Origin of the sequence: Streptomyces sp. DSM 110735 (assembly GCF_016482685.1) — a bacterium.
Classification (GTDB): Bacteria; Actinomycetota; Actinomycetes; order Streptomycetales; family Streptomycetaceae; genus Streptomyces.
In genome coordinates this window covers 1-17,733 of sequence record NZ_JACYHF010000037.1, presented here as the reverse complement: position 1 = coordinate 17,733, position 17,733 = coordinate 1, and the positions used below count along the sequence as shown (strand labels likewise).

The 17,733-nt window shown below is 70.2% G+C and carries 15 protein-coding genes; 2 read left to right on the top strand and 13 right to left on the bottom strand.

From position 1 onward, the window contains the following. The 12 genes from IF655_RS30545 to IF655_RS30490 form a co-directional block, all read right to left on the bottom strand. The coding region (locus IF655_RS30545; protein ID WP_199587617.1) for a chorismate synthase at positions 1-113 on the bottom strand (113 nt) is incomplete at its 3' end. A gap of 189 nt (positions 114-302) precedes the next feature. After that, positions 303-1,142, bottom strand: coding sequence for a shikimate dehydrogenase (locus IF655_RS30540; protein WP_199588439.1), 840 nt, complete (start codon positions 1,140-1,142; stop codon positions 303-305). Then, on the bottom strand, positions 1,123-2,868 hold the full coding sequence (gene mltG, locus IF655_RS30535) for an endolytic transglycosylase MltG (RefSeq protein WP_199588437.1): 1,746 nt from the start codon (positions 2,866-2,868) through the stop codon (positions 1,123-1,125). Before mltG ends, IF655_RS30540 begins: the two co-directional genes overlap by 20 nt. A gap of 123 nt (positions 2,869-2,991) precedes the next feature. Then, on the bottom strand, positions 2,992-3,456 hold the full coding sequence (gene ruvX, locus IF655_RS30530) for a Holliday junction resolvase RuvX (RefSeq protein WP_242489007.1): 465 nt from the start codon (positions 3,454-3,456) through the stop codon (positions 2,992-2,994). A gap of 10 nt (positions 3,457-3,466) precedes the next feature. After that, positions 3,467-6,139 carry an alanine--tRNA ligase gene (gene alaS, locus IF655_RS30525; protein WP_199588433.1) on the bottom strand — a complete coding sequence of 891 codons (2,673 nt, stop codon included), beginning with the start codon at positions 6,137-6,139 and terminating at the stop codon, positions 3,467-3,469. After that, on the bottom strand, positions 6,139-6,486 hold the full coding sequence (locus IF655_RS30520) for a hypothetical protein (protein ID WP_199588432.1): 348 nt from the start codon (positions 6,484-6,486) through the stop codon (positions 6,139-6,141). The genes alaS and IF655_RS30520 overlap by 1 nt, the downstream gene beginning before the upstream one ends. 8 nt (positions 6,487-6,494) lie before the next feature. Further along, on the bottom strand, positions 6,495-6,938 hold the full coding sequence (locus IF655_RS30515) for a DUF948 domain-containing protein (protein ID WP_199588430.1): 444 nt from the start codon (positions 6,936-6,938) through the stop codon (positions 6,495-6,497). A 171-nt stretch (positions 6,939-7,109) separates the two neighbouring features. Further along, entirely contained in the window at positions 7,110-7,724 is a 615-nt protein-coding gene (gene rpsD, locus IF655_RS30510) for a 30S ribosomal protein S4 (protein ID WP_199588428.1), read from the bottom strand. A 344-nt stretch (positions 7,725-8,068) separates the two neighbouring features. Continuing rightward, positions 8,069-9,421 (bottom strand): replication-associated recombination protein A, encoded by a 1,353-nt coding sequence (locus IF655_RS30505; protein WP_199588426.1) that lies wholly within the window; start codon positions 9,419-9,421, stop codon positions 8,069-8,071. Positions 9,422-9,492: 71 nt separating this feature from the next. Then, positions 9,493-10,149 carry a vitamin K epoxide reductase family protein gene (locus IF655_RS30500; RefSeq protein WP_199588424.1) on the bottom strand — a complete coding sequence of 219 codons (657 nt, stop codon included), beginning with the start codon at positions 10,147-10,149 and terminating at the stop codon, positions 9,493-9,495. 219 nt (positions 10,150-10,368) lie between these two features. Further along, positions 10,369-11,631, bottom strand: a complete 1,263-nt coding sequence (gene hisS, locus IF655_RS30495) for a histidine--tRNA ligase (protein ID WP_199588422.1) — start codon at positions 11,629-11,631, stop codon at positions 10,369-10,371. A gap of 17 nt (positions 11,632-11,648) precedes the next feature. After that, positions 11,649-12,356, bottom strand: coding sequence for an MBL fold metallo-hydrolase (locus tag IF655_RS30490; RefSeq protein ID WP_199588420.1), 708 nt, complete (start codon positions 12,354-12,356; stop codon positions 11,649-11,651). Between the two features lie 180 nt (positions 12,357-12,536). Here IF655_RS30490 and IF655_RS30485 point away from each other — a divergent pair, with 180 nt between their 5' ends. Both IF655_RS30485 and IF655_RS30480 read left to right on the top strand, forming a co-directional pair. After that, positions 12,537-13,376 (top strand): peptidylprolyl isomerase, encoded by an 840-nt coding sequence (locus tag IF655_RS30485; RefSeq protein ID WP_199588419.1) that lies wholly within the window; start codon positions 12,537-12,539, stop codon positions 13,374-13,376. Positions 13,377-13,546: 170 nt separating this feature from the next. Further along, positions 13,547-14,776, top strand: coding sequence for a DUF349 domain-containing protein (locus IF655_RS30480; RefSeq protein ID WP_199588417.1), 1,230 nt, complete (start codon positions 13,547-13,549; stop codon positions 14,774-14,776). A gap of 96 nt (positions 14,777-14,872) precedes the next feature. Here the strand turns inward: IF655_RS30480 and IF655_RS30475 are convergent, their stop codons facing one another. Next, positions 14,873-17,392: a bifunctional (p)ppGpp synthetase/guanosine-3',5'-bis(diphosphate) 3'-pyrophosphohydrolase gene (locus tag IF655_RS30475; protein WP_199588415.1), complete on the bottom strand. Its 2,520-nt coding sequence runs from the start codon at positions 17,390-17,392 to the stop codon at positions 14,873-14,875. Positions 17,393-17,733: the final 341 nt, after the last annotated feature.

Here is a 17,733-nt window from a genome sequence, read left to right as displayed (position 1 = left end):
TGATCCGCCACCATCTCGGTGGTGATCGGCACGCCGGCGGGAAGTCCCTCCAGCGTCGCGACGAGTGCGGGGCCATGGGACTCCCCCGCGGTCAGCCAACGCAGCCTGCTCAACGGTGCTCCTCAGTGTTCGCGCCCGGTACTGCGCCGCGTACACAGATGCGCGCGTACGGCGGCGGCACGACCGGGTGCGCGATTCCGGTCCGCCACCTCCGATCCTCCCACGCCGGGGGACGAATCCGGTCCTCGGTCCGGATACCGGGACCGGCGCGGGGCACGGAAGCGGAGGTACGGCTGGGGTGCTCAGCGGGCGGCGAGAGCCTGTTCGCCCGCGTGCCGCATGGCCTCCAGCGGGGCCGGGGAGCAACCAGTCATGGCCTCGACCTGGAGCACGGCCTGGTGGACGAGCAGGTCCAGACCGCCGACCACGGCACCGCCGAACATGGACCAGCGCGCGGCCAGCTCGGTCGGCCAGGGCTCGTAGAGCACGTCGAAGAGCGTGGCGGGGCGCTCGGGCACGGCGGTCGCGAGGGCGTCGGTGGCGCCCGCCGGGGTGGTGGCGATCACCAGCGGGGCGTGCAGCGCGTCCGCCGCCTCCGCCCAGGCGGCGATGCGGACGTCGACGTCGAGCCGCTCGCCCCACTGCCGCATCTCATCCGCGCGGGCGGCACTGCGCACGTACGCGGTGACCTCGCCGGTGCAGACCCGGGCCAGGGCGGCGAGCGCGGAGGAGGCGGTGGCGCCCGCGCCCAGGATCGCGGCGGACTCCACCTCCTCGATGCCGTGCTCGCGCAGCGCGGCGACCATGCCGGGGATGTCGGTGTTGTCACCCAGACGGCGCCCGTCCTCGGTGCACACGACCGTGTTCACGGCGTCCACCGAGGCGGCGGTCTCGCTGATCCCGTCGAGCAGCGGGATGACGGCGCGCTTGAGCGGCATGGTCAGGGACAGCCCGGCCCACTCGGGTCCGAGCGTCTCGAAGAAGGCGGGCAGCCCGTCCTCGTCCACCTCGAACCGGTCGTAGGACCACCCGTCGAGCCCGAGCGCGGCATAAGCCGCGCGGTGCAGCACGGGCGAGAGCGAGTGGGCGATGGGCTTGCCGAGAACGGCCGCCCGACGGGCGTCAGTTGCCCGTGCTGGCATTGAACTTGTCCTTGAGCTTGAGGAAGTCGTCGTAGGTCCGGGCGAACTCGGTGTTGTTGACGCCGTCGGTCGCCACGAAGTAGTACCAGCCCTCGTGCGTCGGGTCGAGCGCCGCCTTCAGCGCCTCGTCGCCCGGGTTGTCGATCGGGCCGGGCGGAAGGCCCTTGTTGATGTACGTGTTGTACGGGTTGTTGTCCTTGTTGATCTCTGTCTGAGAGATGTGGATGTTGCTCGTGCCCTTGTAGTAGTTGTACGTCGAGTCGAACTGGAGCAGCCGGTTCGTCTCGGTGTTGTCGGGCTTGAGACGGTTGTAGATCACTTCCGCCATCTTGCGGAAGTCGTCGTGCGTCTTGCCCTCCGCCTGGACCAGGCTCGCGACCGTGAGGAGCTGGTAGGGGTTGTCGAGACCCAGCTCCTTGGCCTTCTTCGTCAGGTTGTACTGGGTGTAGCGCTCGTTGGCCTGGGCGACCATCGACTTCAGTACGTCCTTGGGCTTCTGTCCCTTGGTGACGGGGTAGCTGGAGGGGAAGAGGAATCCTTCCAGCGGGTCCTTGAGGTTGGGGTGGCCGAGAGCCCAGGCGGGCAGGCCGAGGGACTTGTAGTCCTTCTTCGCGACCTTGAAGGTGGTGCCCTTCGCCACCTTGAGGCGCGCGTCGATCTGCTCATAGACCCGCGTGTTGCGCGAACCTTCGGCGATGATCAGGTTGCTGCGGCTCTTCGGGCTGAGCATCAGTTCGACCGCGCTGGCGGCCGACATGTGCTTCTGGAGTGTGTAGACGCCGTCCTGGAGCGACTTGCCCTGGGGATTGGCGAGCTGCGCGGAGACGAAGGCGTCGACGCTCTCGACGACCCCCTTGTCCTTGAGCAACCGGCCGATGTCGGCGCCGCCCGCGCCCTTCGGGACCTGCACGACCACCGTCTCGCCATTGCCGCTGCCCGCGTAGTCCGCGGGCGGGGCGAAACGATTTTGGTAGAAGGTGTAGCCGAGATAGGCGACTCCGCCGAGGCCACCGCCGAACACCACGATGACGACCATCAGGGCGCAACCGGTGCGCCCCTTTTTCTTCTTGACGGGCTTGCGGCCCTTGCCGCGCCGGTCGGCGCGGCTCGCCGTCGCGGGCTCGTCCTCGGTGTCGTCGTCCTCGCCGCTCCCGGCGGCCAGGGGGTGCTCCTCGGGGTCCTCGCCCTGTTCCCAGTCCGGCTCGGGGTCGGCGACGGGCTCGGCGGTGCGGTGGCCGGGAGGCTGGGGCGGGGGGTAGGCGTCCTCGGTGCCGTAGAGGTCGGGCTGCTCGGCGCCGTAGGCCACGGGCTGCTGCCCGTAGGGGTCGCCGGGGTCGGCGGCGTAGGGCACCTGGCCGTGGGTGCCCGTGGCGTCCCAGCCGCCGCCCTGGTGCTGGGGATGCTGCGGATGCTGGGGATGCTGCTGGTGGTGCTGCTGACCGGCGAACTGCTGGTCGTAGTGCGCGCCGCCCTGCCCGTCGTAGTGCTGGGGGTGCTGCGGATGCTGAGCATGCTGGGGGTACTGCTCGCCATAGCCCGGCTGCTGCTGGCCCTGGGACCAGTCGCCGTACTGCTGCTGCGGCTGCTGCGGGTACTGCTGCTGCGGCTGGCCGCCGTAGGGGGACTGACCCGGGTGGGTCTGCTGTCCTCCCCATCCGCCGTCCCCGTACAACGGGTCCTCCGGATGCCACGGTTCGGAGCCTGGGCCCCGGCCATACTCAGTCATCGATCCCCTAGAGCCGCGAGGCCATGGCGGTCGCGCGGCTCCCGTACCGGCGCCGTTCCGCCTCTTTCTGTGCGGTGGCTGTTCGAAACCCACCGCATCGCGCGGAACGTTACCGTATCGCGATCAGATGACCACTTCGACGCCCTCGCCGGGTGGTCCGCCTGACACCCGTTCGGATTCCAGTGCCTGCTGCAGGATGATGACGGCGGCCGCCTGGTCGATCACGGAGCGGCCCTTCTTGGACTTCACCCCGGAGGCGCGCAGTCCCTGACTGGCCGTCACGGTGGTCATCCGCTCGTCCACCAGGCGCACCGGCACCGGCTTGATGCCCCGGGCCAGCTCCTGGGCGAACGCGCGCACCTTGACCGCGGCCGGACCCTCGCCCCCCTTGAGGGAGCGAGGGAGACCGACGACGACCTCGATCGGCTCGTACTCCTCCACCAACTGCCGCAGGCGCCGGTGCGCGGCGGGTACGTCCCGGCCGGGCACCGTCTCCACCGGAGTGGCGAGGATCCCGTCGGGGTCGCACGAGGCGACCCCGATCCGGGCGTCCCCGACGTCGATCGCGAGTCGTCGTCCTCTGCGCATGAGCGATGCCCTACTTGGCCGTGTCGGCGACGAGACGCTCGACCGCGTCGACGGCATCGCCGACGGCGGCCGGGTTCTGGCCACCGCCCTGGGCGACGTCCGGCTTGCCGCCACCGCCGCCGCCGAGGGTCTTGGCGGCGGTACGGACCAGCTCGCCGGCCTTGAGACCGCGCTCGCGGGCGGCCTCGTTGGTGGCGATGACGGTGAGCGGCTTGCCGTTGTTCACGGTGAACAGGGCGACGACGGCGGCCCGGCCACCCTGGATGCGCCCGCGCACGTCCAGGACCAGCTTGCGCAGGTCGTCCGGCGTGGTGCCGTCGGGGACCTGGCCGGTGACGACGGCGACCCCGCGCACGTCCTTGGCGGAGTTGGCGAGACCGGCGGCAGCCTGGAGGACCTTCTCCGCGCGGAACTTCTCGATCTCCTTCTCGGCGTCCTTCAGCTTGCCGAGCATGGCGGAGACCTTCTCCGGCAGCTCCTCCGAGCGGCCCTTCAGCAGCTCGGTGAGCTGGTTGACGACCGTGTGCTCGCGGGCGAGGAAGTTGTAGGCGTCGACGCCGACCAGGGCTTCGATACGGCGCACACCGGAGCCGATGGAGGACTCGCCGAGCAGCTTCACCAGACCGAGCTGGGCGGTGTTGTGCACGTGGGTGCCGCCGCACAGCTCCTTGGAGAAGTCGCCGATGGTCACGACGCGCACGCGCTCGCCGTACTTCTCGCCGAACTCCGCGATGGCGCCCTGCTTCTTGGCCTCGTCGATGCCCATGACCTCGGCGTGCACGTCGAGGTCGCGGGCGAGCACCTCGTTGATCTTCTGCTCGACGTCGGTCATGACGGCCGTCGGAACGGCGGACGGGGAGCCGAAGTCGAAGCGGAAGCGGCCGGGCTGGTTCTCGGAACCGGCCTGGGCGGCCGTCGGGCCGAGGGCGTCGCGCAGCGCCTGGTGGGTCAGGTGGGTGGCCGAGTGGGCGCGGGCGATGGCCTTGCGGCGCAGCCGGTCCACGGAGGCGTGGGCCTTCGCGCCGACGGTGACCTCACCGACCTGGACGGTGCCCTTGTGGACGTAGACGCCCGGGACCGGCTTCTGGGTGTCGCGGATGTCGATGACGGCACCGGAGTCCACCTTGATGCGGCCGGTGTCGCCGATCTGGCCGCCGCCCTCGGCGTAGAACGGGGTGCGGTCGAGGACGATCTCGACCTCGTCGCCCTCGGTGGCGGCCGGGGAGGAGACGCCGTCGACGAGGATGCCGACGATCGTGGACTCGCCCTCGGTGTCGGAGTAGCCGATGAAGTCGGTGGCACCGGCGGCGTCCGCGATCTCGCGGTAGGCGCCGAGGTCGGCGTGGCCGGTCTTCTTTGCCTGGGCGTCGGCCTTGGCGCGCTCCCGCTGCTCCTTCATCAGGCGGCGGAAGCCGTCCTCGTCCACCGAGAGGCCCTGTTCGGCGGCCATCTCCAGGGTCAGGTCGATCGGGAAGCCCCAGGTGTCGTGGAGCAGGAACGCCTTGTCGCCGGAGAGGACCGAGCCTCCGGCCTGCTTGGTCTCGGTGACGGCGGTATCGAGGATGTTGGTGCCGGCCTTCAGCGTCTTGAGGAAGGCGGCCTCCTCGGCGAGGGCGACCTTCTCGATGCGCTCGCGGTCGGTGATCAGCTCGGGGTACTGCTGGCCCATCATCTCGATCACGGTGTCGATCAGCGGCTTGACGACCGGACCGGTGGCACCGAGCAGGCGCATGTTGCGGATGGCGCGGCGCATGATGCGGCGCAGCACATAGCCGCGGCCCTCGTTGCCCGGGGTGACGCCGTCACCGATGAGCATCACGGAGGTGCGCATGTGGTCGGTGACCACGCGCAGCGAGACGTCGGACTGCTGGGCGGCGCCGTACTCGACACCGGTCAGCTCGGTGGCCTTCTTGATGACGGCCATGGAGGTGTCGATCTCGTACATGTTCTGCACGCCCTGCAGAATCATGGCGAGGCGCTCAAGACCGAGGCCCGTGTCGATGTTCTGGCTCGGCAGGTCCCCGAGGATCTCGAAGTTGTCCTTGCCGATGCCCTCGCCCCGCTCGTACTGCATGAAGACGAGGTTCCAGATCTCGACGTACCGCTCGTCGTTGACGGCGGGGCCGCCCTCGACGCCGAACTCGGGGCCGCGGTCGTAGTTGATCTCGGAGCAGGGACCGCAGGGTCCGGGGACGCCCATGGACCAGTAGTTGTCCTTCATGCCCAGGCGCTGGATGCGCTCCTTGGGCACGCCGACGACGTCGTGCCAGATGCGCTCGGCCTCGTCGTCGTCCTTGTAGACGGTGATCCACAGGCGCTCGGGGTCGAGGCCGTAACCGCCCTTGTCCTGGGGGCTGGTGAGCAGCTCCCAGGCGTACTTGATGGCGCCTTCCTTGAAGTAGTCGCCGAAGGAGAAGTTGCCGCACATCTGGAAGAACGTGCCGTGGCGGGTGGTCTTGCCGACCTCTTCGATGTCGGGCGTGCGCACGCACTTCTGCACGCTGGTGGCGCGCGGGAAGGGCGGCTTGACCTCACCCAGGAAGTAGGGCTTGAAGGGCACCATGCCGGCGGGGACGAGGAGCAGAGTCGGGTCGTCCGCGATGAGCGACGCCGAAGGGACGACGGTGTGCCCGCGCTCCTCGAAGAAGCTCAGCCAGCGGCGGCGAATCTCGGCCGACTCCATCAGTGGTCCTCATTCCGGTTGTACGAGTACGTCGTGTTCTCGATGTACTTCAGTGTGCTGCTGTTGTTCTCGATGGCGGTGATCCGCCGGGGTTCCGGCAGGGCGGGGCTCTCGTGGATGCCGAGCGCCTGCTCCAGCTCCGCCTCGCGCTGGACCATGTTGTCGCGGACGTCGAGCGCGAAGCCGACCGCCGCGTCCTTGAGCCGGTGCCCGGTCTCCAGTGCCTTGTTGGCCGCGGTGACGGCGAGGCTCTCGGGGGTGAGCTGTTTCAGCTTGCGGTTGACCTTGGTGGTGGCCCACACACCGGCGGCGACGCCGGTGCCGAACCAGAACGTACGGCGGAACATCGCGGTCCTCAGCCCTTCTTTCGCTTGCCCCGCCGGGTGGCCGGGACCGTCCGGCCCACGATCACCGCACGGCGCGGTGTCTTCGCGGGCGTGGCCTCGTCGCGGCCGCCGAGCGCGCGGCGGACGCCGTAGCCGAAGGCGGCGACCTTGACCAGGGGGCCGCCGAAGGTGGAGGCGACGGTGGACGAGAGCGCGGAGGCGTTCGACGTCACCTCCTGCACGTCGGAGGCGATGGCGTCGACCCGCTCGAGCTGGGTCTGCGCCGAGCGCACCGCCGTGGACGCGTCCGCCAGCAGCGGGACGGCCTGGTCGGTCACGTCCGCCACGAGCTTGGTGGTCGCCTTGAGCGTCTGGGCCAGCCTCGCCAGCGCTACGGCGAGGAAGGAGACCAGGATCGCCCAGAAGACGGCCACCAGGATCCCGGCAACCTCTCCACCGGACACTGTGCGCACCAGCTCCCTGAAACGTGCTTGAGCATCGAAAAAGTCGTGCACCGAGCCTATCGCGCCCCCAGCGGGGCTCCGTACCGGATTACCGGGCGCCGGGAACGCGCGAACCCGCCGCCCCGCCCGCCCGGAAGGGCGAGGGGACGGCGGGCCTGAGTGCCTGCGCCGGGGCTGGGATCAGCGGGCGTAGTACTCGACGACGAGCTGCTCGTCGCAGATCACCGGGATCTCCTTGCGGTTCGGCTCGCGGTCCAGGCGGAACGCCAGGGCCTTGAGGTTCACCTGGAGGTAACGCGGGGTCTCGCCGTCGGGGGCGAAGCCACCCTCACGCGCGACCTGGAAGAGCGTCTTGTCCTTGGAGCGGTCGCGGACCTGCACGACGTCGTCCGGACGGACACGGAAGGACGGCTTGTCGACCTTCTGGCCGTTGACCTGGATGTGGCCGTGGACGACCATCTGGCGGGCCTGGTAGATCGTGCGGGCGATGCCCGAACGCAGGACCAGGGCGTCGAGGCGACGCTCCAGCTCGATGATCAGGGCCTCGCCGGTCTTGCCCTGGACCTTGGCGGCACGCTCGTAGGCGCGGACGAGCTGGCGCTCGGACACGTCGTACTGCGCGCGCAGACGCTGCTTCTCGAGCAGACGGACCTTGTAGTCCGAGTTCTGCTTGCGGCCGCGGCCGTGCTCGCCCGGCGGGTAGGGGCGGGCCTCGAAGTACTTGACGGCCTTCGGGGTCAGCGCGATGCCGAGGGCACGCGACTTCTTGACCTTGGGGCGGGACTGGTTCGCCATGAACCAAACACCTCGTTTTATCTGTGCGAATACGGCTTCACCAGGGTTAGGGGAGGTCGCAATCCGCAGCCGGGGAGACCCGCCTGGTCCGTTGCCGGTCCTGGTGGGCAGCCGTTCCCCTGGTCTGGGCACATACGTGCAGCACGCGGGTGGCCCACCGACCGGTTCCGGGCGCTGCCGGAGGGTGGTGGGCTGCCCGCGACACCTTCGACGGTGCGCGACGCTCCTGGAGAACCCCGCCCGAGGACCGGGTCTCCGGCTGGATGTCCCGCTCTGGTGAGCCGGTTCCTCTGGGCGAGGGGCCGGACACGGGACTCAGCACTTCGGGGCAGTCTACAGGGCGCTCAGGACCGCTTGCGACCGAGGTGCTTCCTGGTCCACTCGACGGCGTCCGCGTACCGCGCCTCGGCGCCGTTGCGCGTCGGGGTGTAGTACTCGCGGTTCTTGAGGGCGTCCGGGGCGTACTGCTGGGCGGCGATGGCGTCGGGCTGGTCGTGCGGGTAGATGTAGCCCTTGGCGTGGCCGAGTTTCTCGGCGCCCTTGTAGTGGCCGTCGCGCAGGTGGGAGGGGACCGGTCCGGCCAGGCCCTTGCGCACGTCGGCCATGGCTCCCTGGATCGCCCGCGTCGCGGAGTTGGACTTGGGGGCGAGGGCGAGGGCGATGGTGGCGTGGCTGAGGGTGAGCGCCGCCTCCGGGAAGCCGATCATCGCGACCGCCTGGGCGGCGGCGACGGCTATGGGCAGCGCGTTGGGGTCGGCGACGCCGATGTCCTCGCTGGCGGAGATCATCAGGCGGCGGGCGATGAAGCGGGGGTCCTCGCCCGCCTCGATCATGCGGGCCAGGTAGTGCAGGGCGGCGTCGACGTCGGAGCCGCGGATGGACTTGATCAGCGCGCTCGCGACGTCGTAGTGCTGGTCGCCGTCGCGGTCGTACTTCACGGCCGCGCGGTCGACGGTCGCCTCCAGGGTCTGGAGGGTGATCTCCGACTCGTCCTGGTCGAGCGCGGCGCCTGCGGCGGCTTCCAGGGCGGTGAGGATCCGGCGGGCGTCGCCTCCGGCGATGCGGAGCAGGTGCTCCTCGGCGTCTTCGGGAAGCGTGAGGGTGTCCCCGAGACCGCGCTCGTCGGCGAGGGTGCGGCGCACCAGGTGGCGCAGGTCGTCGTCGGTGAGGGGTTCGAGGGTGAGGAGGAGGGAGCGGGAGAGCAGCGGGGAGATCACCGAGAAGTACGGGTTCTCGGTGGTGGCGGCGATCAGGGTGACCCAGCGGTTCTCGACGGCCGGGAGCAGGGAGTCCTGCTGGGCCTTGCTGAAGCGGTGGATCTCGTCGAGGAAGAGGACGGTCTCCTTGCCGAAGCCTCCGGCGGCGCGGCGGGCGCCGTCGATGACCGCGCGGACCTCCTTGACGCCCGCGCTGATCGCGCTGAGTTCCACGAACCGCTTGTCGGTGGCGCGGGAGACGACGTGGGCGAGGGTGGTCTTGCCGGTGCCGGGCGGTCCCCAGAGCACGACCGAGGAGGGTCCCGCCGGGCCGCCGCCGCCCTCGACCAGGCGCCGCAGGGGTGAGCCGGGCTTCAGCAGATGCCGCTGGCCCACCACCTCGTCCAGGGTGCGCGGGCGCATCCGCACCGCGAGAGGACTGCTGGTCGGGTCCTTCTCCTGGCGTTCTTCTGCAGCGGCGGTGAACAGGTCGGCTTCCACGCTGAAACCCTAAGACACCCCACTGACAATCGGCTCCGGACCGCCCTGCCGGGCGCCCGGCGGGCCGGGGGTCAGCTCGTCCAGAAGGTCCACCAGCGGGTCAGGATCAGCATCCCGATGATGCCGGTGTGCAGCACCGGCAGGACCCAGGTGAACTCGCCGAAGAAGCCCTTCAGCGCCCGGCCGCCCGGCAGGAAGCCGTTGCGGACGTTGAAGGAGGTGACGTACCAGAACATGACGATGGTGGCGACCCACGCCAGCGAGCACCACAGGCACAGCGCGTTGATCCGGTACAGGGACTGGAACTGCAGCCAGGAGCAGAAGGCGACGCCGAAGAGGGTGCCGAAGTTGAAGGTCAGCCAGTACCAGCGCGGGAAGCGGGCGCGGGCCAGCAGGCTCATGCCGACGCAGATGACGATGCCGTAGCAGACCAGACCGAGCATGGGGTTCGGGAAGCCGAAGGCGGCGGCCTGCTTGCTCTCCATGACGCTGCCGCAGGAGACCACCGGGTTGAGGCTGCACCCGGGGGTGAAGGTGGTGCCCGCGATCTTGGCTTCGAGGATCTTGAACTTGTCGATCGTGATGACCCACGCGGCGAGCAGACCCGCGGCACCGGTGATCAGCAGCAGCACGGCGAAGGCGCGGCTGCCGCCGACGGCTCCGGTGGGGGTGGCGGCGTGCTCCGGCTCGGGCACGGTGGAGACGTCGGTGACTGTCGTCTTGCTCATCACGCCGTTCCGTCTGCTTGAGAAGGGACCTTCTTCGGGCAGGGGCCATTGTGCCGCACGGGTGCGCCTGTGCACCGTTCGCTGTGGATAAGTAAGGACCTTCGGCCCCCTGGAGGGGCGGGTTTCCGGCCGGTTCCGGGTCCGGCGGGGGCACAGGAGAGCGAAGAGTGACGGGCCGGGCGGCATCGTGCCGCCCGACCCGTCGTGAGGACTGCGGGCTCAGCCGAGCCGGGACTCCAGTTCCGCGACGACCTCGGTGAGGCCGATGGGGGTCTGGTCGCCGGTCTCCATGTCCTTGAGCTGGACGACACCCTCGGTGATGTCGCGCTCGCCGAGGACCAGGGCGTAGCGGGCGCCGGAGCGGTTGGCGGCCTTCATGGCGGCCTTGAGGCCCTTGGCGCCGTAGCAGAAGTCGGCGGCGACGCCGACCTTGCGCAGCTCGGTGACCTTGGCGAACAGCAGGCGGCGGGCCTCCTCGCCGAGCGGGACGGCGTAGACGCTGGTGGTGGACGGGATGTCCAGTTCCACACCCTCGGCCTCCAGGGCGAGGACGGTGCGGTCCACGCCGAGCGCCCAGCCGACGGACGGCAGCGCGGGACCGCCGATCATCTCGGAGAGACCGTCGTAGCGGCCGCCGCCGCCGACCGCGGACTGCGAGCCGAGGCCGTCGTGGACGAACTCGAAGGTGGTGCGGGTGTAGTAGTCCAGGCCGCGCACCAGCTTGGGGTCGTCCTCGAAGGCGACGCCCGCCGCGGTGATCAGCTCGCGGACCTCCTCGTGGTACGCCTTGCAGGCGTCGCACAGGTAGTCGCGCAGCAGCGGGGCGTCGGTGAGCTGCTTCTGGACGTCGGCGCGCTTGTCGTCCAGGACGCGCAGCGGGTTGATCTCGGCGCGGCGCAGGGTGTCCTCGTCGAGGTCGAGACCGCGCAGGAAGTCCTGGAGGGCGGCCCGGTAGACCGGACGGCACTCCTTGTCGCCGAGGGAGTTCAGCAGGATGCGGAAGTTCCTGAGGCCCAGCGAGCGGTACGCCTGGTCGGCCAGGATGATCAGCTCGGCGTCGAGCGCCGGGTCCTCGGCACCGATCGCCTCGGCGCCGACCTGGGAGAAGTGGCGGTAGCGGCCCTTCTGGGGGCGCTCGTAGCGGTAGTACGAGCCGGAGTACCAGAGCTTGACCGGGAGGTTGCCCGCCTTGTGCAGGTTGGCTTCCAGGGCGGCGCGCAGCACGGAGGCGGTGCCCTCGGGGCGCAGGGCGAGCCGGTCGCCGCCCTTGGTCTCGAAGGCGTACATCTCCTTGGTGACGATGTCGGTGGACTCGCCGACACCGCGCGCGAACAGCTCGACGTTCTCGAAGCCGGGGGTCTCGATGTAGCCGTATCCGGAGTTGCGCAGGGGGGCGGCGATGGCCTCGCGCACGGCGAGGTACGTGGCGGACTGCGGCGGGATCAGGTCGTACGTGCCCTTGGGGGCCTTGAAGGTGCTCACGGAAAGAAGCTCTCTCGTCACATTCCTCGTCGGGGAGCCTGGTCGGCTCCCTGGCCGGTGGCCACCTGCCGCAGATAGGGGTTGGTGGCTCGTTCCTGGCCGATGGTCGTCTGGGGGCCGTGGCCGGAGAGCACCACGGTGGAGTCGTCGAGCGGCAGGCACACGCGTGCCAGCGACCCGAGCATGTCCTCCATGGAGCCGCCCGGCAGGTCGGTGCGTCCGATGGAGCCGGCGAACAGCAGATCCCCGGAGAAGAAGACCGGCGGGATGTCGGTCTTCCCGGGCATCTCGAAGGTCACCGACCCCTTGGTATGGCCCGGCGCGTGCGCGACGGAGAACTCCATCCCTGCCAGGTGCAGCTTCGCCCCGTCGGTCAGCTCCCGGACGTCGTCCGGCTCCCCCACGGTCAGCTCGCCCATGAGCGGCATGCCGATGGACCGGCCGAGCGCCTTCTCGGGGTCGCTCAGCATGTAGCGGTCGTCGGGGTGGATCCAGGCGGGCACGTCGTGCGCGCCGCACACGGGGACGACCGAGGCGACGTGGTCGATGTGGCCGTGCGTGAGGACGACGGCGGTGGGCTTCAGCCGATGCTTGCGCAGCGTCTCCTCGACTCCTTGGGCGGCCTGATGGCCCGGGTCGATGATCACGCACTCCTCACCGGCGGCGGGGGCGACGACGTAACAGTTCGTCCCCCAGGCCCCGGCGGGGAACCCGGCAATGAGCACGATCGTCCTTCGTTTGTGTCGGTACGGGAGGGCTCGCGGGCGGTCGGCCCGTGGTCCAGAGCCTACCGGCGCTGCCGATTCCTCAGCGAACCCATATACGGTACGGGGCTACACGCGCCTGTCGGCCCGTCGCGCGCCCGCGCACCGGTCGGCACACGACACGCATGAGGAGAGAACCCGGTGGTCAGCCAGGAGCAGCGGCGGCGTCAGCTCGCCCGGGAGAAGTTCTTGCGGCAGCAGCAGCGGCGCACGAGCGCACGGCGCAAGGCAAGGACGCGCAACTCCGTGATCGCGTCGGTCCTCGGCGTGGTCGTGATCGGCAGCGTCGCCCTGTACACGACCGGGGCGATGAAGGGCGACGACGACAAGAAGGTGAACGCGGGCTCGGAGGTCACGCCGTCCGCGAGCCCCAGCAAGAAGGCGCCGGACCCGTGCGCGAAGCCCGCCAAGGGCGCGGTGAAGAAGCTCCAGTGGAAGAAGGAGCCGGCGATGTCGATCGACACGTCGGCCAAGTACACGATGAAACTGGCCACCACCTGCGGTGACATCGACGTCGCGCTGAACAACGCGGCGCCGCACACGGTCAACTCGTTCGACTTCCTGGCGAACAAGGGCTACTTCGACCACTCGAAGTGCCACCGTCTGACGACCAACGGGATCTACGTGCTGCAGTGCGGCGACCCGACGGGCACCGGCAGCGGCGGTCCGGGCTACACGCTCCCGGACGAGAACCTGAAGGACAAGAGCCTGAAGGGCAACTCGTACCCGGCGGGCACGGTGGCGATGGCCAACCAGTACAACGCGCAGACCAAGCAGGGCCGTCACACCGGCGGCAGCCAGTTCTTCCTGGTCTACAAGGACAGCCCGCTGCCGCCCGACTACACCCCGTTCGGCACGATCGACAAGGCGGGTCTGAAGGTGCTCGACAAGATCGCGAAGGCCGGCGAGAGCACGGGCATGGGCGACGGCGCCCCGAACGCGACGGTCGTGATCGACAAGGCGACGGTCGCCAAGTCCTGACCCTCCGGCGGTGGCGGTCCCGGTGGCGGTCCGCGTCGTCATCTGCGCAATTTCGGTAGCGCTGGATGCGGACAGGCCACCCGCCGGTCGCCTATGTTGGCGGTGACGAAACTGTGGACGATGCCCGGGGGCCGGGAGGCACCTGGCGGGCATCATGTGGAGGAGGCGCTGTGAGCAGCGACCCGTGGGGCCGCGTCGACGAGACGGGGACCGTGTACGTGCGTACGGCCGAGGGCGAGCAGGTCGTCGGATCGTGGGCGGCCGGCTCCCCCGAGGAGGCGCTTGCCTACTTCGAGCGCAAGTACGAGGGCCTGGTTGTCGAGATCGGCCTCCTCGAAAAGCGTGTGCAGACCACCGATCTGTCGGCGAAGGACGCGCAGACCGCGATCGGTCACATCCGCGAGCAGGTGGACGCGCACCACGCGGTCGGCGACCTGGACGCGCTGCGGACCCGCCTCGACAAGCTCGTCAAGACAGTCGAGTCGCGCCGCGAGGAGCGCAAGGCGCAGCGGGCCAAGCAGTCCGACGAGGCCCGCAAGGCCAAGGAGGACCTGGTCGTGGAGGCCGAGCAGTTGGCGGCGTCCGACCAGTGGCGGGTTGCCGGTGAGCGGCTGCGGGCGCTGGTGGACACCTGGAAGGGTCTCCCCCGGCTCGACCGCAAGTCCGACGACGAGCTGTGGCACCGCTTCTCGCACGCCCGGTCGGCGTTCTCCAAGCGGCGCAAGGCGCACTTCGCGCAGTTGGACGCGCAGCGCGAGGACGCCCGCCGGATCAAGGAGCAGTTGGTCGCCGAGGCGGAGGCGCTGTCCGGTTCGACGGACTGGGGTCCGACGGCCGCGCGCTACCGCGATCTGATGGCGGACTGGAAGGCGGCGGGCCGCGCCCAGCGCGAGCACGAGGACGAGCTGTGGAACCGCTTCCGCGGTGCCCAGGACGTGTTCTTCGCCGCGCGCAGCTCGGTGTTCGCGGAGCGGGACGCGGAGCAGGGCGAGAACCTGAAGCTGAAGGAGGGGCTGGCCGAGGAGGCCGAGAAGCTCCTGCCGGTCTCCGACCTGAAGAGCGCGCGGGCCGCCTTCCGCTCGATCAACGAGCGCTGGGAGGCCATCGGTCATGTGCCGCGGGACGCGCGTCCCAAGGTCGAGGGCCGGATGCACGCGGTCGAGCGGGCCATCCAGGAGGCAGAGGAGAGCGAGTGGCGCCGGACCAACCCGGAGGCGCGTGCGCGTGCCGAGGGTCTGACCGGTCAGCTCCAGGCAGCCGTGGACAAGCTGCGCGGCCAGATCGAGCAGGCGCGCGCCCAGGGCAACACCGCGCGCGCCGAGAAGCTGGAGCGTGAGCTGGAGGGCCGCCAGGCGCTCCTGGACCAGGCTCTGAAGGGTCTGCACGAGTTCGGCGGCTGATACCCCGCCCCACCACGGCGAAGGCCCCGTACGCGACGTACGGGGCCTTCGGCGTGTTCCGGGTCCTGCGAGGCGGCTGTGCCGTCCCGCGCGGTCCTACGTGCGGTTGCGGGCCGAGGTGACCCGGTAGACGTCGTAGACGCCCTCCACGCCCCGGACGGCCTTCAGGACGTGCCCGAGGTGCTTGGGGTCGCCCATCTCGAAGGTGAAGCGCGAGGTGGCCACCCGGTCGCGGGAGGTCTGCACGGCCGCCGAGAGGATGTTGACGTGCTGGTCGGACAGGACGCGGGTGACGTCCGAGAGCAGCCGGGAGCGGTCGAGCGCCTCGACCTGGATGGCGACCAGGAAGACCGAGGACTGGGTGGGCGCCCACTCGACGTCGAGGATGCGCTCGGGCTCGCGGGAGAGCGACTCGACGTTGACGCAGTCGCTGCGGTGCACCGAGACGCCGCTGCCCCGGGTGACGAATCCGATGATCGGGTCGCCGGGCACGGGCGTACAGCAGCGGGCGAGCTTGACCCACACGTCGTCCACGCCCTTGACCACGACACCGGGGTCGGCGCTGGAGCGGCGCTTGCGGCTGCGGCCGCGCGAGGGCGGGACGCTCTCGTCGATCTCCTCGCTCGCGGCCTCCTCGCCGCCGAGCGCCTGCACCAGCTTCTGCACCACGTTCTGCGCGGAGACATGGCCCTCGCCGATCGCCGCGTACAGCGCGGAGATGTCGGGGTAGCGCATCTCGTGCGCGAGCGTGACCAGGGAGTCGCCGGTCAGGATGCGCTGGATCGGCAGGTTCTGCTTGCGCATGGCGCGGACGATGGCGTCCTTGCCCTGCTCGATCGCCTCGTCGCGGCGCTCCTTGGAGAACCAGGCGCGGATCTTGTTGCGCGCGCGGGGCGACTTGACGAAGCCGAGCCAGTCGCGGGAGGGACCGGCGCCGGGTGCCTTGGAGGTGAAGACCTCCACCAGGTCGCCGTTGTCCAGGGTGGACTCCAGCGGTACGAGGCGTCCGTTGACGCGCGCTCCTATGGTGCGGTGGCCCACCTCGGTGTGCACCGCGTAGGCGAAGTCGACCGGGGTGGCCCCGGCCGGGAGCGCTATGACGTCGCCCTTGGGCGTGAAGACGAAGACCTCGTTGCGCGAGAGGTCGAAGCGCAGGGACTCCAGGAACTCGCCGGGGTCCTCGGTCTCCTTCTGCCAGTCCAGGAGCTGTCTGAGCCACGCCATGTCGTTGAGGTGGTCGTCCTTGCCCTTGCCGGACGCCTTGGGCGCGTCGCTGCGCACCTTGGAGGCGCCGGCGACGGCTTCCTGCTTGTACTTCCAGTGCGCGGCGATGCCGTACTCGGCCCGGCGGTGCATGTCGAACGTGCGGATCTGGAGTTCGACCGGCTTGCCGTTGGGCCCGATGACCGTCGTGTGCAGCGACTGGTACATGTTGAACTTGGGCATCGCGATGTAGTCCTTGAACCGGCCGGGGACCGGGTTCCATCGCGCGTGGATGGTGCCGAGGGCCGCGTAGCAGTCGCGGACGGTCTCCACGAGGACGCGGATGCCCACCAGGTCGTAGATCTCCGCGAAGTCACGGCCGCGGACGATCATCTTCTGGTAGACGCTGTAGTAGTGCTTGGGGCGCCCGGTGACGGTCGCCTTGATGCGGGCGGCGCGCAGGTCGGACTGGACCTCGTCGGTCACTATGGCCAGATATTCGTCGCGCTTGGGGGCGCGCTCGGCCACCAGACGCACGATCTCGTCGTACATCTTGGGGTAGAGGATCGCGAAGGCGAGGTCCTCCAGCTCCCACTTGATGGTGTTCATGCCCAGGCGGTGGGCGAGCGGCGCGTAGATCTCCAGGGTCTCGCGCGCCTTCTTCTCCTGCTTCTCGCGCTTGAGGTAGCGCATGGTGCGCATGTTGTGCAGCCGGTCCGCGAGCTTGATGACCAGGACGCGGGGGTCCTTGGCCATCGCGACGACCATCTTGCGCACGGTCTCGGCCTGCGCCGCCTCGCCGAACTTGACCTTGTCCAGCTTGGTGACGCCGTCGACGAGCAGCGCGACCACGTCGCCGAAGTCCCGGCGCAGGTCGTCCAGGCCGTACTCGGTGTCCTCGACGGTGTCGTGCAGCAGCCCGGCCATCAGGGTCGCCGGGTCCATGCCCAGCTCGGCCAGGATGGTGGTGACGGCGAGCGGGTGCGTGATGTACGGGTCGCCGCTCTTGCGCTTCTGGCCGCGGTGCCAGCGCTCGGCGACCTGGTAGGCGCGCTCGATCTGGCGGAGCGTCGCGTTCTCGATCTTGGGGTCGTTGCTGCGCACTATCCGCAGCAGCGGCTCCAGGACCGGGTTGTAGGGGTTCGCGCGCTGCACGCCGAGGCGGGCCAGGCGGGCGCGGACGCGGTTGGAGGAGCCGGAGCGGGACGCGGACTGGCCGGCCGCGGCACGCACGGGAGCGGCCGGTTTCGGCCGGGCGGCGTCGGCGGTCTTCTCGACGGGCGCGGAGGAGGCGTGGGCCGCCGTCCCGCGGGAGTCGTTCTTCGCGTCGGACGCGCTGGGCGCGGGCTTCACCGCCGGGGCCGAGGAGGACTCGGGCTTGGCGGCGGTCAGTGGCTGGGCCTCGTCTGGCAAGAGGACTCCTCGTGCGCGATCCGGGTAGCCCGGACAGGCTCCGGAGATCCCATGGTAGCGATCCCGCGCCTCGTCATCGCCTTCGGCCCGATGCGAGGACGGTCCGTCAAGGGAACGCGTGGGGCGCGTGAGGGATTCCGCGGGGTGGGGCGGGGGTGACCGCCGCGGTCCGCGCGGCGGTCGGTGCGATGGTCGGTGCGTGGCCGAAAGCGGACGGCCCGGGGGGGCCCCCGCGGGGGGGGGGGCCCCCCCCCCCCCGGGGGCCCCCCGGGCCCCCGCGCCCCCCCCCCCCGCGCCCCGCCCCCCCCGGCGGCCCCCGCAACCCCGGGGGCCCCCCGGGG